Below are 20,282 nucleotides of genomic sequence, written 5' to 3' on the forward strand. Positions count from 1 at the left end.
CAGGCGCAGGCGTCGGCGCCTGTTTCGGCGGGGCCGGCAATTCGGGCGGTCGCGCCTGTTTCGGCGGCGGGGGCGTATGGATCCGTGACGGGGCGGCGGGCGCTCCGCCACCGGTCTGCGGCGCCGGCGGCTCTTCTGACATGGGCGGCGGCGGATCGTACAGCACTACCTCGAAAGGCTGAGGCTGGGGCGCTGTCGGAACCTGCGGCGCCCGGCCGTCGACCTGGCCCAGCAGCAGGAACAGCCCGGCCTCCGCCCCGGCGACGGCGCAGAAAACGGCGAAGGCGCGCCAGCGTCTGCGGGCGCGCCTCTTGTCGGGATTGGCGTCGTCGTCCGTCATCGGACGTCTAACGCCCGAGCCAGGCTTTGGTCACGCCAGGGCGGCGTCGATGGCCTTGGCGACCGAGTCGATCGACCCCATGCCGTCCGCCTCGGTCAGCTTGCCCTGCTTTTCGTAATAGGGAAGCAGCGGGGCGGTGTTGCGGTTGTAGGCCTCCAGCCGGACCTTGAACGATTCGGGATTGTCGTCGGGCCGGCCCTGGTCGGCGAACCGCTTGGCGATTCGTTCGGTCAGGGCGGCGTCGTCCACCTTCAGCCGCACCACGGCGTCGATCTGGGCGCCGCGCTTGGCCAGCATGGCGTCCAGGGCCTCGGCCTGAGCCACGGTGCGGGGAAAGCCGTCGAAGATGGCGCCGCCCGCGGCCTCGGCCTCGGGCAGCCGGTCCTCGATCAGGGCGATGACGATCTCGTCGGTGACCAGATCGCCGCGCGCCAGCACATCCTTGACCTTGACGCCCAGTTCCGAGCCCGAGGCGATGGCCGCCCGCAGCATGTCGCCGGTGGAGAGCTGGACCATGCCCTTCTCTTCCACCAGCCGCTTGGCCTGGGTGCCCTTGCCCGCCGCCGGCGGTCCGAACAGGATCAAGTTCATGCTTCAGCCCTCCCCTGGGCGTCTGACAACCTAAGACTTAGCGGCGAGCGGGCGTGGGAGCGCCGCGACCGCCACGACCACGCAACTTGGCCTTCTTGATCAGGCCCTCGTACTGGTGCGCCAGCAGTTGTGACTGAATCTGGGCCACAGTGTCCATCGTCACCGAGACCACGATCAAGATGGACGTTCCGCCAAAATATAGGCTGTTGCCGAACTGGCTGACGATGAACTCCGGCAGCAGGCAGACCGCGGTGATATAGGCCGCGCCGATCACCGTCAGACGGGTCAGCACATAGTCCAGATATTCCGCCGTGCGCTTGCCCGGACGTATGCCCGGCAGGAAGCCGCCGTATTTCCGCAGGTTCTCGGCCGTGTCCTCCGGGTTGAAGGTGATCGAGGTGTAGAAGAAGCAGAAGAAGACGATCAGGGCGGCGTACAGCGCCATGAACAGCGGCTGGCCGTGCGTCAGCTGCGCCGTCACCAGCGGCAGCCAACTCATCCAGCTGGGCAGGTCGGCGTTGGCGGTCATGGTCGCAACCGTCGTCGGCAGCATCAGCAGCGACGAGGCGAAGATCGGCGGGATCACGCCGGCCGTATTGACCTTCAGAGGCAGGAACGAACGCTCGCCCCCGGCCATGCGGTTGCCTTCCTGGCGCTTCGGATACTGGATCAGAAGACGGCGCTGGGCGCGTTCCATGAAGACGATGAAGACCACGGTGGCCACGGCCAGAACGGCGATGAACAGCAGGGCGAAGGCCGACATCTGACCTTGTTGGGCCAGGCCCAGCAGGCGCGCGACGGTGGACGGCAGGACCGCCACGATACCGGCGAAGATGATCAGCGAGATGCCGTTGCCGACGCCGCGCGCCGTCACCTGCTCACCCAGCCACATCAGGAACATGGTGCCGCCGGTCAGGGTCACGACCGTCGAGACGATGAAGAAGACGCCGGGATTGTCGACCAGGCCCGCCGTGCTGTTCAGGCCGGCGGCGATGCCGAACGACTGCGCCAGCGCCAGGAACACCGTCAGATAGCGGGTGTACTGGTTCAACTGCTTGCGGCCGCTTTCGCCGCCTTCCTTCTTCAGCTTCTCCCAGGGCGGATACACCGTGCCCATCAGCTGCACGATGATGGACGCCGAGATGTAGGGCATCACGTTCAGCGCGAAGATGGCCATACGCTCGACCGCGCCGCCCGAGAACATGTTGAACATGTCCAGGATGCCGCGCTGGCCCGAGGGGTCCTGGAAGAACTGCAGGAAGGCCTGCGAGTTGATGCCCGGGATCGGCACATAGGTGCCGATGCGATAGACCAGAAGCGCGCCCAGCGTGAACAGCAGGCGCTTGTGCAGCTCGGTCGCTTTCGCGAACGAGCCCATGTTCATATTGGCGGCGAGTTGTTCTGCGGCCGAAGCCATTATGCGTCCCCACGACTGATTGAGTCGTCAGATAGGCGAGAAGCGGCGCTCTTGCGAGGCCGCTTCCGTTCTTTCGTCGTCGCAGGTGTAATCAGGCCACGGCCTAATCGCCGCGACGACGCGTTGCTTAAGCCTTGGCGGCGGCGCGCTTGGCGCGGGCCGAGATCTTATTCTCGTCGCCGCGCGGAGCCTTGGCGGCCGGAGCCTTGCCCTTGGCGGCGTTGCGCTTCTCCACGCGCGCGGCGGCCTTGGCTTCGGCTTCGATGCGTTGTTCGACGACCGAACCGCCCGCCGCTTCGATAGCTTGCTTGGCGCCCGACGTGGCCGACCAGACGACCAGGTTCAGCGCCTGCTTCACTTCGCCGGTGCCCAGCAGGCGCACGCCGTCCTTGACGCGGCGGATCACGCCGGCGGCGACCAGGGCGTCGCCCTTGATGTCCGACTTGGCGTCCAGCTTGCCGGCGTCGATGGCGTCTTGCAGGCGCCACAGGTTCACTTCAGCCAGCTTCAGGGCGTTCGGATTGTTGAAGCCGCGCTTGGGCATACGCATGTACAGCGGCATCTGGCCGCCCTCGAAGCCCAGCAGGCTGACGCCCGTACGCGACTTCTGACCCTTGACGCCGCGACCGGCGGTCTTGCCCTTGCCCGAACCGGGGCCACGGCCGACACGCATGCGCTTCTTGTGCGCGCCTTCGTTGTCGCGGATTTCGTTCAGTTTCATGTGCCTGATCCTTTCGGGTTCTAGCGCCGGACACGACCTCGAGAATGAGGCGGCCAGACTCGGCTCGGAAAAAATGAAGGGCCGCTCATAGGCGACCCCCGAAACATAAGCAAGATGCGAAACGCCCTCCCCCGGTGTTCCGAGGGAGGGCGAAAGGCTTACTTCTCGACCACTTCCACCAGGTGGTGGACCTTGGCGATCATGCCGCGAACCGAAGGGGTGTCCTCCAGGGTCGCTTCGCGACCCATGCGGTTCAGGCCCAGGCCCACCAGGGTGGCGCGCTGGTCGTTCTTGCGGCGGATCGGCGAACCGATCTGCTTGATGGTGACGGTCTTGTTCTCGGCCATGACTTAGGACTCCACAGCTTCCGGCGCCGAGGCGCCGTCGTTGCGGCGGCCCATCAGGTCGGCGACCTTCTTGCCACGCTTCGAAGCGACCTGACGCGGCGACGACTGGACCTTCAGGGCCTCGAACGTCGCACGGATCATGTTGTAGGGGTTCGAAGAGCCGGTCGACTTGCCCACGACGTCCTGGACGCCGAGGGTTTCGAGGACCGCACGCATCGGACCGCCGGCGATGACGCCGGTGCCGGGAGGGGCCGCGCGCATCATGATCTTGCCGGCGCCCCAACGGCCGTTGCCGTCGTGGTGCAGGGTGCGGTTCTCGCGCAGCGGAACGCGGATCATGGTCTTCTTGGCTTCTTCCGTCGCCTTGCGGATGGCTTCCGGCACTTCGCGCGCCTTGCCGTGACCGAAGCCGACGCGACCCTTGCCGTCGCCGACGACCATCAGGGCTGCGAAGCTGAAGCGACGGCCGCCCTTCACGGTGGCGGCGACGCGGTTGATGTGAACCAGCTTCTCGACGATGTCCGAATCCGGGCCATCGACAGCGGGAGCGTTGCGGTTGTCACGACGGTTGCGATCGTTGCCGCCGCCGCCGCGTTGGGGTTGTTGCGCCATCTGTCGCGTCCCTTAGAAGTTCAGGCCGGCTTCACGCGCGGCTTCCGCCAGCGCCTTCACCCGTCCGTGATAGATGTACTCGCCGCGGTCGAAGACGACGTCCTTGACGCCCTTCTCGATGGCGCGTTCGGCGATCAGCTTGCCGATCGCGGCGGCCGCGGCCGTGTCCGAACCGCGCTTGCCCTTGCCGCCTTCCAGCGACGAGGCGGCGGCGATCGTCACGCCCTGGGCGTCGTCGATGATCTGGGCCGAGATGTTCTTGTCCGAACGATAGACCGACAGACGCAGACGACCGTTGGCGACAGCCTTCAGGCGACGGCGAGTGCGCTCTGCGCGGCGCTTGGCTTGTTGTCGAAGAGAGAGAGCCATGACTTACTTCTTCTTGCCTTCCTTGCGACGCACGGTCTCGCCGGCGTAACGGACGCCCTTGCCCTTGTAGGGCTCCGGCGGACGCAGCTTGCGGATGACCGCGGCGACCTGACCCACGGCCTGCTTGTCCGAGCCCGAGATCTTGATCTCGGTCTGCTTGGGCACGGCGAAGCTGACGCCGGCCGGCGGGTCGATATCGACCTCATGCGAGAAGCCGAGCTGCAGCGACAGGGCGTTGCCCTTCATCGCGGCGCGGTAACCCACGCCGACCAGTTCCAGCGACTTCTCGAAGCCCGAGGTGACGCCGGTGACCATGTTGTCGACCAGGGTCCGCGACAGACCCCACATCGCGCGGGCGCGAGGGGTGTCCGAACGCGGGGTCAGCGACAGTTCGTCGCCTTCCTGCTTGACTTCGATCTCGTCGGCGACGGTCCAGGCGCGTTCGCCCTTGGGACCCTTGACGGTGATGTTCTGGCCGTCGAGCGTGACAGTCACGCCCTTCGGCACGGCGATGGTTTTCTTGCCAATACGGGACATATCAGTAGACCCTGCAGAGGACTTCGCCGCCGACATTGGCGTCGCGAGCGGCGGCGTCGGACATGACGCCCTTCGAAGTCGAAAGGATCGAGATGCCGAGGCCGTTCTTGATCGGCTTCAGATCGCCGATCGCCGAATAGACGCGGCGGCCCGGCTTGGACACGCGCGCGATCTCGGCGATGACGGGCTGGCCGTCGAAATACTTCAGCTCGATCTCGAACTGCGGAAACTCACCCGGGTTCTGAACCAGGTTGTAGCCGCGGATGTAGCCTTCGTCCTGCAGCACGTCCAGGACGCGCTGGCGAAGACGCGAAGCGGGGGTCAGCACCTTGGAACGCTTGCGGGTCGCCGCGTTCTTGATGCGAGCGATCATGTCGCTCAGGGGATCGTTGATCATCATGTCTGTTCGCTCCCCTTACCAGCTCGACTTCGTCAGGCCGGGAATCTGGCCCAGGTTGCCCAGTTCACGCAGCGCGATCCGGCTCATCTTGAGCTTGCGATAGAACGCACGCGGACGACCCGTCACTTCGCAGCGGTTGCGAATGCGGCTCGGCGCGGAGTTGCGCGGCAGGGCGGCCAGTTGCAGGCGCGCCTCGAAGCGCTCCTCCAGCGGCAGGTTCTCGTCGTTGGCGGTCGCCTTCAGGGCGGCGCGCTTTGCGGCATACTTCGCAACCAGGGCCTTGACGGCTTCGTTGCGGTTTACGGCGCTCTTCTTAGCCATTGTTCTCTTCCCTTCCCGCTCAGTTCTTCACGAACGGGAACTTGAACTCGGTGAGGAGAGCCTTGGCTTCCTCATCGGTCTTGGCCGTGGTGCAGACGACAATGTCCATGCCCCACATCTGATCGATCTGGTCGTAGTTGATCTCGGGGAACACGATGTGTTCCTTCAGGCCGGTGGCGTAGTTGCCGCGACCGTCGAAGGACGTGCCCTTCAGACCACGGAAGTCCTTCACGCGCGGCAGGGCGATCGTGATGAACCGGTCCAGGAACTCGTACATCTGGTCGCCGCGCAGCGTGACCTTGCCGCCGATCACCATGCCTTCGCGCAGCTTGAAGCCGGCGATGGAGTTGCGGGCCTTGGTGGGCACAGCCTTCTGGCCGGCGATGGCCGTCAGGTCCTTGAGGGCGGTGTTCACCTTCTTGGAGTCCGCGACGGCTTCGCCGATGCCCATGTTCAGGACGATCTTGTCCAGCTTGGGCACCTGCATTTCGTTCGTATAGCCGAACTTGTCCTTCATCACCTGGCGGATGCGCGCGTGATATTCGCCCTTGAGGCGCGGAGCGTACTTTTCGGTCGCCATCAGATGACGTCTCCCGTCGTCTTGGCGATGCGGACCTTGGTGTCCCCATCGATTTTGAAGCCGACGCGGGTCGCCTTGCCGTTGGCGTCGGCGATCGCGACGTTCGACAGGTGAAGCGAGGCTTCCTTGTTCTTGATGCCGCCTTGCGGATCAGCCTGGCTCGGGCGCGTGTGGCGCTGAACCATGTTGACGCCTTCGACGACGACGCGGTTTTCGGAAGGCAGGACCTTCAGCACATTGCCCGTGCGGCCCTTGTCCTTGCCGGTGAGGACGACGACACGGTCGCCCTTCTTGATCTTGGCGGCCATGTTACAGGACCTCCGGAGCCAGCGAGATGATCTTCATGTGGTTCTTGGCGCGCAGTTCGCGGGGAACCGGGCCGAAGATCCGCGTGCCAACCGGCTCATTCGCCTTGTTGACGATGACGGCGGCCGACTTGTCGAAGCGGATGACCGAGCCGTCCTTGCGTTGGATGTCCTTGGCGGTGCGCACGACGATGGCGCGAACTACGTCGCCCTTCTTCACGCGGCCACGCGGGATGGCTTCCTTCACGGAGGCGACGATGGTGTCGCCGATCGAGGCGTAGCGGCGCTTGGAGCCGCCCAACACCTTGATGCACATGACCCGGCGGGCGCCCGAATTATCGGCCACTTCCAGGTTAGTTTGCATCTGGATCATAAGATCAGATCCTTCTGATTACGAGGCCGAGGCCGGGGAGATGACTTCCCAGCGCTTCAGCTTGGACTTCGGGGCGCACTCGACGATGCGAGCGATGTCGCCGACCTTGAGCGCGTTGGCTTCGTCGTGCGCGTGGTACTTCTTGGAGGACCGGACGGTCTTCTTCAGAAGCGGGTGGAGCAGCGTGCGCTCCACCTTCACGACGACGGTCTTTTCGCCCTTGTCGGACACGACCACGCCTTCGAGAATTCGCTTGGGCATATTCGTTTCCTTACGAGGCCGCACGCTTCTCGCGCAGAAGCGTCGAGATGCGGGCGATGTCTTTGCGCACTTCACCCACGCGGTGGGTCTTTTCCATCTGGCCGGTGGCCGCCTGGAAGCGCAGGTTGAACTGTTCCTTCTTGAGCTTCAGCAGCTCGTCGGCCAGTTGGTCGGTCGTTTGCGACCGCAGATCGGCGATCTTGGTCATTAGGCGGCTACCTCGACATGAGCGACGCCGGCGTCGATGCGGGTCACCACCTTGGTGCGGACCGGCAGCTTGGCTGCGCCGAGACGGAGCGCTTCGCGGGCGACATCGTCCGGAACGCCGTCGATTTCAAACAGGATACGGCCAGGGTGGCAGCGCGCGGCCCAATGGTCCACGGCGCCCTTGCCCTTACCCATCCGGACTTCGGCCGGCTTGCCCGTGACGGGCAGGTCGGGGAAGACGCGGATCCAAACGCGGCCCTGGCGCTTCATCTGGCGGGTGATCGCGCGGCGAGCCGCCTCGATCTGACGCGCGGTGATGCGTTCCGGCTCCAGCGTCTTCAGGCCGTACGACCCGAAGTTCAGCGAGAAGCCGCCCTTGGCCGAGCCGTGGATGCGGCCCTTGAAGGCCTTGCGGTACTTGGTCTTCTTCGGTTGCAACATGACTTAGTTCTCACGTCCCCGGTCGCGACGCGGACCGCGGTCGCCACGGGGGCCGCCGCGTTCGCGGCCTTCGTTCGAGGACGGACCCGAGGCTTCCTGGGCCCAACGCTTGTCCTGGGCCATGGGATCGTGCTCCAGCACTTCACCCTTGAAGACCCAGACCTTCACGCCGATGATGCCGTAGGTCGTCTTGGCTTCGTAGAAGCCGTAGTCGATGTCGGCGCGCAGGGTGTGAAGCGGCACGCGGCCTTCGCGGTACCATTCCATACGCGCGATTTCCGCCCCGCCCAGACGACCCGAGACATTCATACGAATGCCCTTGGCGCCCAGACGCATGGCCGACTGCATCGAACGCTTCATGGCGCGACGGAAGGCCACGCGGCGTTCCAGCTGCTGCGCGATGTTCTCGGCGATCAGCTGGGCGTCGGTTTCCGGCTTGCGGACTTCGATGATGTTCAGGTGAACTTCACCCTCGGTGCGCGCCGAGATGTCCTTGCGGAGCTTCTCGATGTCGGCGCCCTTCTTGCCGATCACGACGCCCGGACGGGCGGCGTAGATGGTGATGCGGCACTTCTTGTGCGGGCGCTCGATGATGATGCGCGACACGCCGGCGGCGGCCAGGCGTTCCTTCAGCCACTCGCGCAGCTTCAGGTCCTGGTGCAGCAGGCGGGAATAGTCGGCGCCGGCGGCGAACCAACGGCTGTCCCACGTGCGGTTCACGCCGAGGCGCAGACCGACCGGATTGATTTTCTGTCCCATCAGGCGGCCTCGCCGGCTTCACGGACCACGATGGTGATCTCGCTGAACGGTTTCAGGATGCGCGACGAACGACCGCGAGCACGGCTCGCGAAACGCTTCATCACCAGGTTCTTGCCCACGAAGGCCTCGGCGACGACCAGGTTGTCGATGTCGAGGTTGTGGTTGTTTTCGGCGTTCGACACGGCCGAATACAGGACCTTGCGGACGTCGCCAGCGATGCGCTTACGGCTGAATTCCAGCTCGTTCAGCGCCTTCTGAACAGGCATGCCGCGGATCGAGGCGGCCACCAGGTTCAGCTTTTGCGGGCTAATGCGCACATTGACCAGCTTGGCGCGGGCCTCGGTCGGGGCGACCCGACGCTCGTTTTTTGTCTGGGCCATCGGTTACTTCCTTTTGGCCTTCTTGTCCGCCGCGTGACCCGGGAAGTTCCGGGTCGGGGCGAACTCGCCGAGCTTCATGCCGACCATCTCTTCCGAGACCGACACGGGCACGTGCTTCTGACCGTTATGGACGCCGAACGTCAGACCGACGAACTGCGGCAGGATGGTGGAGCGACGCGACCAGGTCTTGATCACGTCCTTGCGGCCCGACGATTGAACGGCGTCGGCCTTCTTGAGCAGATACCCGTCGACAAACGGGCCTTTCCAGGAGGAGCGGGCCATTCTTAGCGAGCCTTCTTAACGTGGCGGGTACGGATGATGTACTTGTCCGTAGCCTTGTTCTTGCGGGTACGAGTGCCCTTGGTGTCCTTACCCCACGGCGTGACGGGGGTGCGACCACCAGAGGTCCGGCCTTCACCACCACCATGCGGGTGGTCGATCGGGTTCATGGCGACGCCGCGGACGTGCGGACGCCAGCCCATGTGACGCTTGCGACCGGCCTTGCCCAAGTTCTGGTTCATGTGGTCGGGGTTGGAAACCGCGCCCACCGTGGCGATGCAGGAGTCCAGGACCATGCGCAGCTCGCCCGAGCCGAGACGGATCTGGGCGTAGCCCTGATCGCGACCGACCAGTTGGGCGTAGGCGCCAGCCGAGCGGGCCAGCTGGGCGCCCTTGCCCGGCTTCATTTCGATGTTGTGGATGATCGTACCCACCGGCATCGAACGCAGCGGCATGGCGTTGCCAGGCTTCACGTCGGTCTTTTCGCCCGCGATGATCGTGTCGCCCGCCTTAAGGCGTTGCGGCGCGATGATGTAGGTCTTCTCGCCATCGGCATAGGTGACCAGGGCGATGAAGGCCGTGCGGTTCGGGTCGTATTCCAGACGCTCGACCGTGCCGACCACGTCCCACTTGCGACGCTTGAAGTCGATCTTGCGGTACAGGGTCTTGGCGCCGCCGCCACGGAAGCGGACCGCGATGCGACCGCCCTGCCCGCGTCCGCCCGACTTGGTCAGGCCTTCGGTCAGCGACTTTTCCGGACGGCCCTTGTGGAGTTCCGAACGGTCGACCAGCACGAGGGCGCGACGGCCCGGTGAAGTCGGATTGTAGGTTTTCAAGGCCATCTGATCAGAGCCCCGTGGTGACGTCGATCGACTGGCCGTCGGCCAGCGTCACGATCGCTTTTTTGATGTCGACGCGACGACCCAGGATGCCCCGGAAGCGCTTGGTCTTGCCCTTTTGGACCAGGGTGTTGACCTTGACGACGTTGACTTTGAACAGGCTTTCGACCGCGGCTGCGATCTCGTCCTTGGACGCCGTGTCGGCGACGCGGAAGACGACCTTGTTCTGCTCGGACAGGATCGTGGCCTTTTCGGTGATCACCGGGGCCAGGATGGTGTCGTAGTGCTTGGCGGTAGGTTGAGCGGCCATTACGCGGCTTCCTTATCGCTGAAGCGGGCTTCGATCGCCTCGATGGCGGCCTTGGTCAGCACCAGCTTGTCCGCGCGCAGGATGTCATAAACGTTCAGGCCGGCGTTCGGCAGCACGTCGATGTGCGGGATGTTGCGTGCGGCCAGGCCGAAGTTCGTGTCGACTTCGGGACCCGCGATGATGAGAGCCTTGGTCCAGCCCAGCTTGCCGAACGTCTCGCGCAGGGCGGCCGTCTTGGCTTCCTTGACCGAGACGGTGTCGACGACGATCAGGTCGCCGGACTTGGCCTTGGAGGACAGGGCGTGACGCAGAGCGAGCGCGCGGATCTTCTTCGGCAGCGAGAAGCCGTGATCGCGAACGACCGGACCGAAGGCGCGCGAGCCGCCGACGAACTGCGGCGCACGGCGCGAACCGTGACGAGCGCCGCCGGTGCCCTTCTGCTTGTACATCTTCTTGCCCGTACGAGAGTTCTCGTTGCGGGTTTGAACCTTGTGCGTGCCGGCGCGGCGCTTGGCCAGTTGCCAGTTGACGGTGCGGGCCAGGATGTCGCCGCGGATGGCGTCGATGCCGAAGACGGCGTCCGACAGCTCCACGTCGCCGGCAGCCTTGCCGTCGAGTTGGATGACAGAGAGTTTCATTACGCTTCACCGCCTTCGGTCGCTTCGACAGGGGCTTCTTCAGCCGGGGTCGAGGCGGGTTGAGCAGCAGACTTGCTCGACTTCAGCGCGCCAGGGAACGGGGCGTCGGCCGGGCGAGCCTTCTTGATGGCGTCGCGAACCTTGACATAGCTGCCGTCGTGACCCGGGACAGCGCCCTTGATCAGGATCAGGCCACGCTCGGCGTCCACGCGGACGACGGTCAGGTTCTGGGTGGTGACGGTTTCCGTGCCGTAGTGGCCGGCCATCTTCTTGCCGGGGAAGGTGCGACCCGGGTCCTGACGGTTACCCGTCGAACCGTGCGAACGGTGCGAAATCGACACACCGTGCGTGGCGCGAAGGCCGCCGAAGTTCCAGCGCTTCATGGCGCCGGCGAAACCCTTACCGATGGTCTCGCCCTGGATGTCCACCTTCTGGCCGACCAGGAAGTGTTCGGCCGACAGTTCGGCGCCCACGTCCAGGAGACCGTCCGCATCGACGCGGAACTCGGTGACATAGGCCTTGGGCTCGACTTCCGCCTTGGCGAAGGTCTCGCGTTGAGCCTTATTGGTGTTCTTGGCCTTCTTCGTGCCAGCGCCCAGCTGGAGAGCGACGTAGCCGTCACGCTCCTGGGTACGTTGGCCGACGACTTGGCAGCCGTCGAGCTGCAGCACAGTGACCGGTACGTGCGCGCCGTCATCGGCGAACACGCGGGTCATGCCCAGCTTCTTGGCGATCACGCCCGTGCGCATCGGATCCCGCCTCTTTCTACTTTAAATCTTGATCTCGACGTCCACGCCGGCGGACAGGTCGAGCTTCATGAGCGCGTCCACGGTCTGCGGGGTGGGGTCGACGATGTCGAGCACGCGCTTGTGCGTGCGGATTTCAAACTGCTCACGCGACTTCTTATCGACGTGCGGAGAGCGGTTCACGGTGAACTTTTCGATCAGGGTCGGCAGCGGAATCGGACCGCGAACGGTCGCGCCGGTGCGCTTGGCTGTATTGACGATCTCGCGCGTCGAGAAATCGAGGACGCGATGATCAAAGGCCTTGAGCCTGATGCGGATGCTTTGATCCATATCGGTGCTTACTTCCAATGCGGTCGGAGGACCGCGTCCCTGTGAACCATTTCAAAGACCGAAGGCCTTCGGGCGCTAGGCCCTCAGGATACGCAAATCCGCAAAAACGATCGGCCCACGCAGTTCCCCGCGAAGGCCGCTGAAGTCCCAAGAAGCTGCAAAGAACAGTGACTTAGGTCGTTCTTGCGAACCGCGTCTGCACCGAAGTGCACAGCCGGTCCAACAAGAGTGGTGGCTTATGCCTACCGATTCCGATTTGGTCAAGCGGCGAAACCAAGGCGCAGACAGGATTCTGTTCCTCGCTCGCCCATGTCGCGCCCACCCCGGATGCGCGCGGTCCGGCCGGCCGTTTTCACAGCGTATATATAGAGAGAGGTCACCGAGCCGACCTGAGCGGGCAGACGGACGCCGGCCGGCGGCCGAACGCGGGAATGGCAGGCGCCGGCTCCGATGAATGGCCTGAGTCAGGGCGCACCCTGTTCCTCTCGGCTTCATATTAACCACCTGCCATGGCTTCTCCGCGTTGCCGACACATTCTCGCCCCACACCGTGACAGTCGCGCAACATTTTGGCGACAGAGACTTATCGAACAGCGGTTTGATGCTGCACCTGGGCCGTATGCTGATAGCAGGCGCCCCTCCCCGGACCCCCATCCGGGCAAGACTGCTAAGGACAAGACACAATGAAGACGATCCTCCTCGCGTCGGCCGCCGCCGCCACCCTGTTCGCCGCTCCGGCCTTCGCCCAAGACGCCATCGGTTCGGTCGGCCTGGGCTACACCCACACCGACACCGAGGGCTTCAAGACCGACGGCGCGATCCTGGACGGCGTCACCGCCATGAAGGTCGCCCCGGAATGGACCGTGACCCTGAACGGTTCGGTCGCCTACTCCGACAGCGACCTGGGCGACGACACCGTCGGCGCAGCCGCCGCTCACCTGACCAAGACCTTCGGTTCGGACCTGCGCGCCGGCGCCTTCGCGGGCGTCTCGGACCTGGGCGGCGAGAACTACTTCTCGGTCGGCGGCGAAGTGCAGAAGTACCTGGCCGCCGCCACCCTGACCGGCGTTGTCGCCTACACCGATCTGGACGGGGCTGATGCCTGGACCTTCGGCGGCGACTACGCCTACTACGTCAACCCGTCGCTGCGCCTGAACGCCGGCGTGTCGTACAACAACATCGACACCGACGTGGCCGGCAAGGTCGACGCCTGGGCCTACGGCGTCGGCGCCGAATACCAGCTGGACAACAGCCCGATCAGCCTGTTCGGCTCGTGGCAGCGCGTTTCGCTGAACGATGTGGACGTCGATTCCGACAACTTCGTCATCGGCGCGCGCTACAACTTCGGCGGCGCTCTGCAGACGCTGGACCGCGCCGGCGCCAACCTGGGCCGCACCCTGGCGGGCCTGCCGGGCATCCGCGGCTTCTGATCGAGCCGCCGGCGAGGGCCGGAAGACAGAGAAGCCCCGGCGGAGCGATCCGCCGGGGCTTTTTTCATGAGCGAAAGGACAAGGCCCCCGGGGTTCCACGACCGGGGGCCTTGCCTTTCAGGCGATGAGGCGGACCTCAGCGCCCGATCTGCAGCGTGCCCGATCCGACCACGGTGCGCGACACCGCCCCGGTGGCCGAGGCGACGCGGACATTGCCCGATCCGGCGATGGACACGCTCAGGTCGCGGGTCGCCCCGCCGTAGCGCACGTCGCCCGAGCCGCCGATGGCCACCGACAGCTTGTCCATCCGCCCCTGGCGCACATTGATCCCGCCCGAACCGCCGATGGACAGATCGCCGTCGCCGCCGGCGCTGGCCACCTCGACATTGCCCGATCCGCCCACGGCCGCCTTCAGGTCGCCGGTGGGGCCGGCGTAGATGCCGCCCGACCCGCCGACATTGGCTTCCAGCGCCCGCGAGGATCCCGCCCGGATCGAGCCCGAGCCGCCGACGCCCAGCGAAACCCGCCCGTCGACATTGGCCACGTTCCAGGCCCCGCAGCCGCCGCTGTTCAGCTCGACGGAGCGCGCGCCGCGTCCGACCGAGCCGAACACCGCCCCGCCGGCGCTGACATCCACGTCGCGCGGCGTGCGGATCACGATCATCGGCGCGTCCTCCAGGCGCACGCGGCCCAGGTTGCTGACCTCGACGGTCGCGCCACGTCCCGGCTGGCTGGCGTCGGCCCGGCTGGCGTTGCAGCCGCGAATGCGATTTCCGCCATTGGCCCAGAAGCCGCCGTTGCGGCCGAGGCCGCCGTCTATGCGGACCTCGCGCCCTTCGCGGCGCACCTGGACGGCCGGCAGGCCCGAGGCGCCCTGCGTCACCTCGACCCCCACGTCCTGGCGATCCTCCAAGATCACGACGACCCGCGCCACGGCGTTTCGGATCTGGACATCGGCGGCCGATGCGGGGGCGGCGGCCAGCCCCGTCAGGGCGGCGGCGGCGGCGGCGGCTGCGGCGATCAATGCGGTCTTCATTCGGCTGTTCCCTTCCCGTCTATGCAGGGAAGTTGCGCGCCGCCCGCCGCAAAGTCATTTTAACTTCAGGTCATGAACGCGATTTAACCTGCGGGCCTCAGCGTGCCCGCGCCGTCCGCAGCCCCGACCTCGGGTTCGAAATCGCGTTCGAAATGGGCGATCCGGCTCTTCATCGCACCGGCCTTCTTCAGCGCCAGCGACGCGGCCCAGCGCGCTGCCAGTTCCGGCGTGGCCATCCCGTCGGTCTGGCGCGGCCGTCCGCCCCGGCTGCGGATCACCGCATTGGTGAACAGCGCCCCGTTCCTGAACCGCGACGGCCAGGTCTGGAAATCCATCGACAGGCTGACGCAGAACCGATCCAGATTCTCCACCCGGTGCGGCGCATACAACGGCCAGGTCAGCGCCCGCCCCGGCTCCAGGTCCATGACCTGGGCGTCGTCCTCGAACGCCAGCGTATAGGGCAGTTCCTCGGTCGTCTGGCGCGTCACCACCTGTTCCATGTTGCGCTCGGGCAGGTGGCGCTCGTCGCCCGGATAGACGAACAGGCGCTTTCGCCCCCGCAGGTGAAACAGCACCACCCCCGCCGCATCGAAATGATAGGGCACCCGCGCCTTGGGCGACGACAGGATCAACTGCCCCGCGTTCCGCACCGCCCGCATCCCCGGATAGGTCGCCTGAATGGCCGCGAAATCCTTCATCGCCGCCGCCCACAGTTCGGGCCAGCCGCGTTCGACCTCGCGCAGATTGACCCACAGTCGGCCCTGTTTGATCGCCTCCAGCAGGTCTTCCCCCGACAGCCGCCCGCGCGCCCCGGTCCGCAGCGACACCTGCCCCTCGTCGTCGTAGTCGTACAGGTTGATGTCGAACAGGTCGGCCGGATAGCGATCCAGCACCGCCGCCAGGGCCGCGTCCTCGGCGAAGCCCTGCGCGACCAGCGTATGCGGATGATCCCTGGCCTCGGCGATCGGGCCGGGATAGCGGGTGCGGCGTTCGGTCATCACAGCCTCTCCTTCACGCATGGGCGACGCGCGCGGGCGTCTTCTTGCGGGCGGCCAGTTTGTGCGCCATCGCACGAGCGGCGGCGGCCGTGCCCTTCAGCCGCCCGGCCGACGTCGGTTCGCACGCCTCGATGGTGGCCCAACGGCGGCGCAGGGAGGTCCGCACCTTCTCGCCCTTGTCGCCCGCCTTCGCCAGCGCGCCCACGGCCATGTCGCCCAGCGCCTGGCTCAGTCCCGGCTTCAGCACCACGGCCTCGCGCACCGTCTGGCGGGCGTTGACGAAATACTTCTTGTAGGGATCGCCCTCGAACCCGAAGTCGAACACCCGGAATCCTTCGGCGGACGCCAGCCGCATCGTGCCCATGCTCAGCAGGATGCCCGGCGAGCACCGCGCCAGCCCCGGCTCATAGACGGGGAACCAGAAATGGTAATGCCGCCCGGCGTGCAGCGAAAACTCCACCGCCACCAGCTTGTCGCCCGCGTGCATCGCCGCCATCGAGGCGCCGAAGTCCTCCCGCCGCTCGGTCATCAGGGCGTGCAGCAGATCCCGCGTCCAGCCGCAGGCGAAGATGTCGTGCAGGCCCGAGCGCCGATACTGCGCCGCCTTCAGGTCGATCAGCTGGTCCAGCAGCGCCGGGTCGCGCAGGCCCCGCTCCACCCGGACCGGGCCCAGCTCGGCCTCCAGGCTGCGCCGCGCCCGCTCCTTGTCCTTGAAATATTTGCCGAAGGTCGTGCGCCGCTCGGCGTACCAGGCGTCATAGCCCTCTTCCGGCATGGCGGCATGCACGGTCTGGCGCGTCTGGCCCGCCTCGCCCGCGCCGATCCAGCCCGGCACGTTCAAGCTTCGCGCCTTCAACAACCGCGCGACATCCTCCAGCGCGATCGTCTCGCCCACCGGCGCGATCACCCCGTGATAGTCGTTCATCGGCGCCCCCAGCGGCTGCACCGCGCCGCCCCGCCGCTGGTGTGGGAAGAAGCCAGCGATCCGCCCGTCGCGCCGAAACACCGCGATGGCGGCGCCGGGGCAGACCCGGCCGGCGATCTCGGCATAGTCCCAGCGGAAATAGGGGCTGGCCAGATCCGGGTTCTCGGCCGTCCAGGCGCGCCAAAGGGCGACGGCGGCGCCATCCAGCGCACCGGCCTCCACGATCTCGACCTGCAGGTTTCCGCTCATGCCCATCCTCGTCGGACCGTGCGCCGCAAGGTCCGTTCCACAGCCTACCCTTGCACGGCGCGCGTTTCAGCAGGGTTGATCGGCATGGTGAACAAGCGTTGACGGAGCCGTCGCCCGCCCCGTGCGTTCCCTGACCTTCCAGGGAGATGACCATGACCGACAGCCGCCCCGACGACCGTAAAGTCGAGAACGAAAACCTTCGCCCCGACAAGCCCGGCCAGCCGCCTCGCCCCGCCACCGAACCCCAGGGGTCCAAAGGCTCGTCCAACTCGGGCGAGACCGAAACCGATCCCGCCACGGGCAAGCCGAACTGAACACGCCCCCTTACGCCCGCCTGCCGAAAGCCATTCGATGAACCGTCCCGCCTATCTTGCCGCCCTCGCCGTCCTGTCGCTCGCCGCCTGTTCGCCCCAGCAGGAGGCCAAGGCCCCCGCCGCCCAGGTCAGACAGACCGGCCCCCTGTCGCGGGACGCCATCGAAAACGCCGCCTACGCCCCGCCGGCCCAGCCGGCGCCGCAGCAGGACGGCGCCCAGCCACCCGCTCAAACCCAGGCCCAGCCCGATCCCGCCCTGATCCGCGCCCAGGTTCTTCTGGAACGGGCGCGCTTCTCGCCGGGCGCAATCGACGGCCTGGCCGGCTCCAACATGAGACAGGCCATCTCCGCCTTCCAGAAGGCGCGGGGCCTGCCCGTCAACGGCCAGCTGGACGCAGAGGTCATGGGTCGCCTTCGCGCGGCCGGCGCCGGGGCGATCACCACCACCTATCAGATCACCCAGCAGGACATCGCCGGCCCCTATCTCGGCACGGTTCCGACCGACTTGGCGGCCCAGGGCCAGGCGGATCACATGGGCTACGCCAATGTCGTGGAGGCGCTGGCCGAGCGGTTCCACGTCACCGAGGCCCTGCTGCGCGCCATGAACCCCGGCGCCGATTTCAACCGCGTCGGTCAGCCGCTGCTGGTTCCCGCCGTCAATCGCACGCCCCTGCCGGCCGATGTCGATCACATCGACGTCGACAAGTCCGAAGGTTCGATTCGCGCCTTCGACGCCGACGGCAAGTTGATCGCCTACTTCCCCGCCACCATCGGCAGCGGCGACAACCCCACCCCGACCGGCACGGTCAAGGTCAATGGCGTGGCCCGAAACCCTGACTACACCTACGACCCGTCCAAGCTCAGCTACGGCGACGGCAAGGAAAAGGTGGTGGTCAAGCCCGGCCCCAACAATCCGGTCGGCGTCGTCTGGATCGACCTGAACAAGCCCAGCTACGGCATCCACGGCACGCCCGACCCGGAACTGGTGGGCAAGACCGCCTCTCACGGCTGCGTCCGCCTGACCAACTGGGACGCCTGGACCCTGGCCGACAAGGTCAAGCCCGGCGTGACCGTGCGCTTTATCTAGAGCCGTGGGCGGTTGAGTTGGACCGGGAACAGCAGGGTTCGTCACAACGGACACGGCGAGGTCACGGCGGACACAACGAAGACAGACTGCGGTCGGCAAGTCCTGCGGGCCTGCGGAGGCGAAGCCCGGATTAATGGCGGCTTGCAGAAACCTTGAGCCGACGCGCGTTTGGTCTCGTCGTGGTCGTCGTGACCTCGCTGCGCCCATTGTGATGAACGCCTCTCAAGCGCGCATCAACTCAAGCGCCGACCACTCTAGGCGTCAGTGGACCGCGCCGAACGGCGTCCCGTCCCAGAAGGCGCAGTGGTGACGTTCGAAGAAGTCGTCGTCCATCCGGTCGCCTTCCGGCGCGAACACCCGCACCGGCCCCGCCCCCTCCACGCGGGGCCATTCGGCGGAAAAGCCTGGCTCGCCGAACGTCGCCCAAAGCCGCTGCATCCGGTCCGATAGAGCCTTCTGCTGCGGGGTGAACCGCTTCACATCCGCGAACACCCAACTGGTCCCGAACACATAGGCCAGTTCGCTGGCGTGATAGGCGCCCATGTCGAGCCCGACGATCCAGTCGGGCAGCACGAACGGCGCCTGGCGATCCGCAAACTCATAGCCCCAGACCGGCACATGGGCCGACAACACGCGCCGCAGGGCCTGTGACGGACAGGCGAACCTCTGGTCGGTGAAGTTCGCGGCGATGGCGTAGGCGGGCCCGTCCTCTCCGACCGGATAGCGGTCCAGCACCCGCTGGCCCTCGTCGCCATACATCCAGATCGTCTCCTCCCGATAGCGATCCATCGTCTTGACCTCGTTGGCGAACAGCCGGCCCTCGTCCAGATTGGTGCCGACTAGCACCGGGATTTGGGTGAACCGCCCTTCGCGCAGCGCGTCCGCCGGGCTTTCCGGCACGGTCGCATCCGTATGCACCGGCCCCCACGACCCCGGCCCGTTGATCCCCGCCCTCAGCGACGGCGCCCGCGACAGCCGCCACGCCGGCAGGGCTTTCAGGCAGGCGACCTGATCCGGCCCGTCGCACCCCAGCCGTTCGGCGAACATCGGCCCCGACTGGGCGGCGTCCTGCGCGCTGACCAGGGACGACGGCTCCAGGCAACCACCGCTCTGCATGATGACCCGCTGATACAATCCCTGCGACCCCGGCGACGCCATCAGATAACAGGCCGTCCAGGCCCCCGCGCTCTCGGCGAACAGGGTGACATCGGCGGGATCGCCGCCGAAGGCCGCGATATTGCGTTTCACCCATTTCAGCGCCGCCTGTTGGTCCATCAGGCCGAAATTGCCGCCGAACCCCTCGCCGGTCGCCTGAAACCCCGGATGGGCCAGCCACCCCAGGGCGCCCAGCCGATAGTTCATCGTCACCACCACCCGCCCCTGATCACGGGCCAGCTTGGACGGATCGTAGTTGGCGCCGGACCCCACGGTGAAGGCGCCGCCGGGGATATAGACCATCACCGGCCGGGCCTCTTCCGGCTGACCGGCCGGGGCGTAGATGTTCAGATAGAGACAATCCTCGGCCCCCACCACGATCCCGCCGCCCCCACCCAGGATGGCGCGCCGCCCGATGGCCTGAGTGCAGTCCGAACCGATCCGCGTCGCATCGCGCACGCCGGACCAGGGCTGGACCGGCTGCGGCGCGCGCCAGCGCCTGTCCCCAACGGGCGGCGCGGCGAACGGCACGCCCAGAAACGCCCGCGTCCCGTCCCCCTCGACCCCGCGCACCGCCCCGTCCTCCGTCGACGCCAGCACCGTCTTCCCATCGCCGGCGAACCGGACATTATCGACCTTGCCTGGATGGGTGGCGCAGGCCGTCAGCGCCATCAGGCACGCAAGCAGGGGGATCAGACGCATCGGGAATCTTGGCTGTTCGGCAGTCCACCCGAACGCCTGAACACGCAACCCGTTGCGGACCGACGCTATGTCTCCTCCCGCCCCCCTTCCGTCATCCTCGGGCTTGACCCGAGGATCGGGTGCGGATCGGGCTGTGCGCCGCCCTTGACGCAAGGCGGCCCGACGCCCCGCCCTCGCGTCGCGCCCGAGGGTGACGGCTTGGCCTGGAGCCAGGCGGCAAAGCAAAACGGCCCCCGGATCGCTCCGGGGGCCGCTCTGTTACGCTACTCTAGTCAGCCCGAAGG

Annotated in this window: 30 protein-coding genes and 1 pseudogene; 3 read left to right on the forward strand and 28 right to left on the reverse strand. The window is 66.4% G+C overall.

The window, feature by feature from the left end; translation table 11 throughout:
- From RTU05_RS11170 to rpsJ, 24 genes and pseudogenes are all read right to left on the reverse strand, one after another.
- A pseudogene (locus RTU05_RS11170) lies at positions 1-340 on the reverse strand (energy transducer TonB); the annotation flags it as partial.
- Between the two features lie 30 nt (positions 341-370).
- Positions 371-931, reverse strand: a complete 561-nt coding sequence (locus tag RTU05_RS11175) for an adenylate kinase (RefSeq protein WP_312598294.1) — start codon at positions 929-931, stop codon at positions 371-373.
- Positions 932-968: 37 nt separating this feature from the next.
- Entirely contained in the window at positions 969-2,348 is a 1,380-nt protein-coding gene (gene secY / locus RTU05_RS11180; protein WP_312598296.1) for a preprotein translocase subunit SecY, read from the reverse strand.
- 127 nt (positions 2,349-2,475) lie between these two features.
- The gene (gene rplO, locus RTU05_RS11185) at positions 2,476-3,069 is read right to left on the reverse strand and encodes a 50S ribosomal protein L15 (RefSeq protein ID WP_312598298.1); all 594 of its coding nucleotides are present in this window, start codon (positions 3,067-3,069) and stop codon (positions 2,476-2,478) included.
- A 158-nt stretch (positions 3,070-3,227) separates the two neighbouring features.
- On the reverse strand, positions 3,228-3,416 hold the full coding sequence (gene rpmD, locus RTU05_RS11190; RefSeq protein ID WP_291540330.1) for a 50S ribosomal protein L30: 189 nt from the start codon (positions 3,414-3,416) through the stop codon (positions 3,228-3,230).
- A gap of 3 nt (positions 3,417-3,419) precedes the next feature.
- Entirely contained in the window at positions 3,420-4,028 is a 609-nt protein-coding gene (gene rpsE / locus RTU05_RS11195) for a 30S ribosomal protein S5 (RefSeq protein WP_087119308.1), read from the reverse strand.
- Between the two features lie 12 nt (positions 4,029-4,040).
- Entirely contained in the window at positions 4,041-4,397 is a 357-nt protein-coding gene (gene rplR / locus RTU05_RS11200) for a 50S ribosomal protein L18 (RefSeq protein ID WP_248117196.1), read from the reverse strand.
- 3 nt (positions 4,398-4,400) lie between these two features.
- Positions 4,401-4,934 (reverse strand): 50S ribosomal protein L6, encoded by a 534-nt coding sequence (gene rplF, locus RTU05_RS11205; RefSeq protein ID WP_312598302.1) that lies wholly within the window; start codon positions 4,932-4,934, stop codon positions 4,401-4,403.
- A 1-nt stretch (position 4,935) separates the two neighbouring features.
- Complete coding sequence (rpsH, locus tag RTU05_RS11210) at positions 4,936-5,334, reverse strand: 30S ribosomal protein S8 (protein ID WP_219895805.1); 399 nt, start codon at positions 5,332-5,334, stop codon at positions 4,936-4,938.
- 15 nt (positions 5,335-5,349) lie between these two features.
- Complete coding sequence (gene rpsN / locus RTU05_RS11215; protein ID WP_017506048.1) at positions 5,350-5,655, reverse strand: 30S ribosomal protein S14; 306 nt, start codon at positions 5,653-5,655, stop codon at positions 5,350-5,352.
- 19 nt (positions 5,656-5,674) lie between these two features.
- A complete protein-coding gene (rplE, locus tag RTU05_RS11220) occupies positions 5,675-6,235 on the reverse strand; it encodes a 50S ribosomal protein L5 (RefSeq protein ID WP_312598305.1) in 561 nt (186 codons plus the stop codon).
- Positions 6,235-6,543: a 50S ribosomal protein L24 gene (gene rplX, locus RTU05_RS11225; RefSeq protein ID WP_087119312.1), complete on the reverse strand. Its 309-nt coding sequence runs from the start codon at positions 6,541-6,543 to the stop codon at positions 6,235-6,237. Before rplX ends, rplE begins: the two co-directional genes overlap by 1 nt.
- Before the next feature lies 1 nt (position 6,544).
- Complete coding sequence (gene rplN, locus RTU05_RS11230; RefSeq protein WP_248117202.1) at positions 6,545-6,913, reverse strand: 50S ribosomal protein L14; 369 nt, start codon at positions 6,911-6,913, stop codon at positions 6,545-6,547.
- Positions 6,914-6,931: 18 nt separating this feature from the next.
- Positions 6,932-7,174 (reverse strand): 30S ribosomal protein S17, encoded by a 243-nt coding sequence (rpsQ, locus tag RTU05_RS11235; protein WP_087119313.1) that lies wholly within the window; start codon positions 7,172-7,174, stop codon positions 6,932-6,934.
- 10 nt (positions 7,175-7,184) lie between these two features.
- Positions 7,185-7,382, reverse strand: coding sequence for a 50S ribosomal protein L29 (gene rpmC / locus RTU05_RS11240; RefSeq protein WP_054765463.1), 198 nt, complete (start codon positions 7,380-7,382; stop codon positions 7,185-7,187).
- Positions 7,382-7,822 carry a 50S ribosomal protein L16 gene (gene rplP / locus RTU05_RS11245; RefSeq protein ID WP_087119314.1) on the reverse strand — a complete coding sequence of 147 codons (441 nt, stop codon included), beginning with the start codon at positions 7,820-7,822 and terminating at the stop codon, positions 7,382-7,384. Before rplP ends, rpmC begins: the two co-directional genes overlap by 1 nt.
- Positions 7,823-7,825: 3 nt before the next feature.
- A complete protein-coding gene (gene rpsC / locus RTU05_RS11250; protein ID WP_248117204.1) occupies positions 7,826-8,581 on the reverse strand; it encodes a 30S ribosomal protein S3 in 756 nt (251 codons plus the stop codon).
- Positions 8,581-8,961 (reverse strand): 50S ribosomal protein L22, encoded by a 381-nt coding sequence (gene rplV, locus RTU05_RS11255; RefSeq protein WP_248117206.1) that lies wholly within the window; start codon positions 8,959-8,961, stop codon positions 8,581-8,583. Before rplV ends, rpsC begins: the two co-directional genes overlap by 1 nt.
- 3 nt (positions 8,962-8,964) lie before the next feature.
- The gene (gene rpsS, locus RTU05_RS11260; protein ID WP_017506055.1) at positions 8,965-9,243 is read right to left on the reverse strand and encodes a 30S ribosomal protein S19; all 279 of its coding nucleotides are present in this window, start codon (positions 9,241-9,243) and stop codon (positions 8,965-8,967) included.
- Between the two features lie 2 nt (positions 9,244-9,245).
- Positions 9,246-10,082, reverse strand: coding sequence for a 50S ribosomal protein L2 (rplB, locus tag RTU05_RS11265; RefSeq protein WP_312598309.1), 837 nt, complete (start codon positions 10,080-10,082; stop codon positions 9,246-9,248).
- A gap of 4 nt (positions 10,083-10,086) precedes the next feature.
- Positions 10,087-10,389 (reverse strand): 50S ribosomal protein L23, encoded by a 303-nt coding sequence (locus RTU05_RS11270; RefSeq protein ID WP_017506057.1) that lies wholly within the window; start codon positions 10,387-10,389, stop codon positions 10,087-10,089.
- Positions 10,389-11,027 carry a 50S ribosomal protein L4 gene (rplD, locus tag RTU05_RS11275; protein WP_248117210.1) on the reverse strand — a complete coding sequence of 213 codons (639 nt, stop codon included), beginning with the start codon at positions 11,025-11,027 and terminating at the stop codon, positions 10,389-10,391. The genes RTU05_RS11270 and rplD overlap by 1 nt, the downstream gene beginning before the upstream one ends.
- Positions 11,027-11,776: a 50S ribosomal protein L3 gene (rplC, locus tag RTU05_RS11280; RefSeq protein WP_312598311.1), complete on the reverse strand. Its 750-nt coding sequence runs from the start codon at positions 11,774-11,776 to the stop codon at positions 11,027-11,029. Before rplC ends, rplD begins: the two co-directional genes overlap by 1 nt.
- A 21-nt stretch (positions 11,777-11,797) precedes the next feature.
- Positions 11,798-12,103 carry a 30S ribosomal protein S10 gene (gene rpsJ, locus RTU05_RS11285; protein WP_003164367.1) on the reverse strand — a complete coding sequence of 102 codons (306 nt, stop codon included), beginning with the start codon at positions 12,101-12,103 and terminating at the stop codon, positions 11,798-11,800.
- Positions 12,104-12,785: 682 nt separating this feature from the next.
- Here rpsJ and RTU05_RS11290 point away from each other — a divergent pair.
- Complete coding sequence (locus tag RTU05_RS11290; protein ID WP_312598314.1) at positions 12,786-13,532, forward strand: outer membrane beta-barrel protein; 747 nt, start codon at positions 12,786-12,788, stop codon at positions 13,530-13,532.
- A gap of 136 nt (positions 13,533-13,668) precedes the next feature.
- Here RTU05_RS11290 and RTU05_RS11295 read toward each other — a convergent pair whose 3' ends face one another.
- The 3 genes from RTU05_RS11295 to RTU05_RS11305 form a co-directional block, all read right to left on the reverse strand.
- Entirely contained in the window at positions 13,669-14,568 is a 900-nt protein-coding gene (locus tag RTU05_RS11295) for a DUF2807 domain-containing protein (protein WP_312598316.1), read from the reverse strand.
- An 83-nt stretch (positions 14,569-14,651) separates the two neighbouring features.
- The gene (locus RTU05_RS11300) at positions 14,652-15,566 is read right to left on the reverse strand and encodes a transcriptional regulator (protein ID WP_312598318.1); all 915 of its coding nucleotides are present in this window, start codon (positions 15,564-15,566) and stop codon (positions 14,652-14,654) included.
- Between the two features lie 13 nt (positions 15,567-15,579).
- Entirely contained in the window at positions 15,580-16,740 is a 1,161-nt protein-coding gene (locus RTU05_RS11305) for a GNAT family N-acetyltransferase (protein WP_312598320.1), read from the reverse strand.
- 152 nt (positions 16,741-16,892) lie between these two features.
- Between RTU05_RS11305 and RTU05_RS11310 the strand changes: the two genes are divergently transcribed.
- On the forward strand, positions 16,893-17,054 hold the full coding sequence (locus RTU05_RS11310) for a hypothetical protein (protein WP_292020075.1): 162 nt from the start codon (positions 16,893-16,895) through the stop codon (positions 17,052-17,054).
- Between the two features lie 37 nt (positions 17,055-17,091).
- Positions 17,092-18,141, forward strand: a complete 1,050-nt coding sequence (locus RTU05_RS11315; RefSeq protein WP_312598322.1) for a L,D-transpeptidase family protein — start codon at positions 17,092-17,094, stop codon at positions 18,139-18,141.
- Positions 18,142-18,402: 261 nt separating this feature from the next.
- Here the strand turns inward: RTU05_RS11315 and RTU05_RS11320 are convergent, their stop codons facing one another.
- Positions 18,403-19,998 carry a carboxylesterase family protein gene (locus tag RTU05_RS11320; protein WP_312598323.1) on the reverse strand — a complete coding sequence of 532 codons (1,596 nt, stop codon included), beginning with the start codon at positions 19,996-19,998 and terminating at the stop codon, positions 18,403-18,405.
- Between the last annotated feature and the right edge of the window lie 284 nt (positions 19,999-20,282).

Source organism: Brevundimonas sp., assembly GCF_032017145.1.
Classification (GTDB): domain Bacteria; phylum Pseudomonadota; class Alphaproteobacteria; order Caulobacterales; family Caulobacteraceae; genus Brevundimonas.

Excerpts from the sequence above, each read along its gene's own strand:
- RTU05_RS11175 (WP_312598294.1), bottom strand. The coding sequence starts at position 931 with ATGAACTTGATCCTGTTCGGACCGCCGGCGGCGGGCAAGGGCACCCAG.
- secY (WP_312598296.1), bottom strand. The coding sequence starts at position 2,348 with ATGGCTTCGGCCGCAGAACAACTCGCCGCCAATATGAACATGGGCTCG.
- rplO (WP_312598298.1), bottom strand. The coding sequence starts at position 3,069 with ATGAAACTGAACGAAATCCGCGACAACGAAGGCGCGCACAAGAAGCGC.
- rpmD (WP_291540330.1), bottom strand. The coding sequence starts at position 3,416 with ATGGCCGAGAACAAGACCGTCACCATCAAGCAGATCGGTTCGCCGATC.
- rpsE (WP_087119308.1), bottom strand. The coding sequence starts at position 4,028 with ATGGCGCAACAACCCCAACGCGGCGGCGGCGGCAACGATCGCAACCGT.
- rplR (WP_248117196.1), bottom strand. The coding sequence starts at position 4,397 with ATGGCTCTCTCTCTTCGACAACAAGCCAAGCGCCGCGCAGAGCGCACT.
- rplF (WP_312598302.1), bottom strand. The coding sequence starts at position 4,934 with ATGTCCCGTATTGGCAAGAAAACCATCGCCGTGCCGAAGGGCGTGACT.
- rpsH (WP_219895805.1), bottom strand. The coding sequence starts at position 5,334 with ATGATGATCAACGATCCCCTGAGCGACATGATCGCTCGCATCAAGAAC.
- rpsN (WP_017506048.1), bottom strand. The coding sequence starts at position 5,655 with ATGGCTAAGAAGAGCGCCGTAAACCGCAACGAAGCCGTCAAGGCCCTG.
- rplE (WP_312598305.1), bottom strand. The coding sequence starts at position 6,235 with ATGGCGACCGAAAAGTACGCTCCGCGCCTCAAGGGCGAATATCACGCG.
- rplX (WP_087119312.1), bottom strand. The coding sequence starts at position 6,543 with ATGGCCGCCAAGATCAAGAAGGGCGACCGTGTCGTCGTCCTCACCGGC.
- rplN (WP_248117202.1), bottom strand. The coding sequence starts at position 6,913 with ATGATCCAGATGCAAACTAACCTGGAAGTGGCCGATAATTCGGGCGCC.
- rpsQ (WP_087119313.1), bottom strand. The coding sequence starts at position 7,174 with ATGCCCAAGCGAATTCTCGAAGGCGTGGTCGTGTCCGACAAGGGCGAA.
- rpmC (WP_054765463.1), bottom strand. The coding sequence starts at position 7,382 with ATGACCAAGATCGCCGATCTGCGGTCGCAAACGACCGACCAACTGGCC.
- rplP (WP_087119314.1), bottom strand. The coding sequence starts at position 7,822 with ATGTTGCAACCGAAGAAGACCAAGTACCGCAAGGCCTTCAAGGGCCGC.
- rpsC (WP_248117204.1), bottom strand. The coding sequence starts at position 8,581 with ATGGGACAGAAAATCAATCCGGTCGGTCTGCGCCTCGGCGTGAACCGC.
- rplV (WP_248117206.1), bottom strand. The coding sequence starts at position 8,961 with ATGGCCCAGACAAAAAACGAGCGTCGGGTCGCCCCGACCGAGGCCCGC.
- rpsS (WP_017506055.1), bottom strand. The coding sequence starts at position 9,243 with ATGGCCCGCTCCTCCTGGAAAGGCCCGTTTGTCGACGGGTATCTGCTC.
- rplB (WP_312598309.1), bottom strand. The coding sequence starts at position 10,082 with ATGGCCTTGAAAACCTACAATCCGACTTCACCGGGCCGTCGCGCCCTC.
- RTU05_RS11270 (WP_017506057.1), bottom strand. The coding sequence starts at position 10,389 with ATGGCCGCTCAACCTACCGCCAAGCACTACGACACCATCCTGGCCCCG.
- rplD (WP_248117210.1), bottom strand. The coding sequence starts at position 11,027 with ATGAAACTCTCTGTCATCCAACTCGACGGCAAGGCTGCCGGCGACGTG.
- rplC (WP_312598311.1), bottom strand. The coding sequence starts at position 11,776 with ATGCGCACGGGCGTGATCGCCAAGAAGCTGGGCATGACCCGCGTGTTC.
- rpsJ (WP_003164367.1), bottom strand. The coding sequence starts at position 12,103 with ATGGATCAAAGCATCCGCATCAGGCTCAAGGCCTTTGATCATCGCGTC.
- RTU05_RS11290 (WP_312598314.1), top strand. The coding sequence starts at position 12,786 with ATGAAGACGATCCTCCTCGCGTCGGCCGCCGCCGCCACCCTGTTCGCC.
- RTU05_RS11295 (WP_312598316.1), bottom strand. The coding sequence starts at position 14,568 with ATGAAGACCGCATTGATCGCCGCAGCCGCCGCCGCCGCCGCCGCCCTG.
- RTU05_RS11300 (WP_312598318.1), bottom strand. The coding sequence starts at position 15,566 with ATGACCGAACGCCGCACCCGCTATCCCGGCCCGATCGCCGAGGCCAGG.
- RTU05_RS11305 (WP_312598320.1), bottom strand. The coding sequence starts at position 16,740 with ATGAGCGGAAACCTGCAGGTCGAGATCGTGGAGGCCGGTGCGCTGGAT.
- RTU05_RS11310 (WP_292020075.1), top strand. The coding sequence starts at position 16,893 with ATGACCGACAGCCGCCCCGACGACCGTAAAGTCGAGAACGAAAACCTT.
- RTU05_RS11315 (WP_312598322.1), top strand. The coding sequence starts at position 17,092 with ATGAACCGTCCCGCCTATCTTGCCGCCCTCGCCGTCCTGTCGCTCGCC.
- RTU05_RS11320 (WP_312598323.1), bottom strand. The coding sequence starts at position 19,998 with ATGCGTCTGATCCCCCTGCTTGCGTGCCTGATGGCGCTGACGGCCTGC.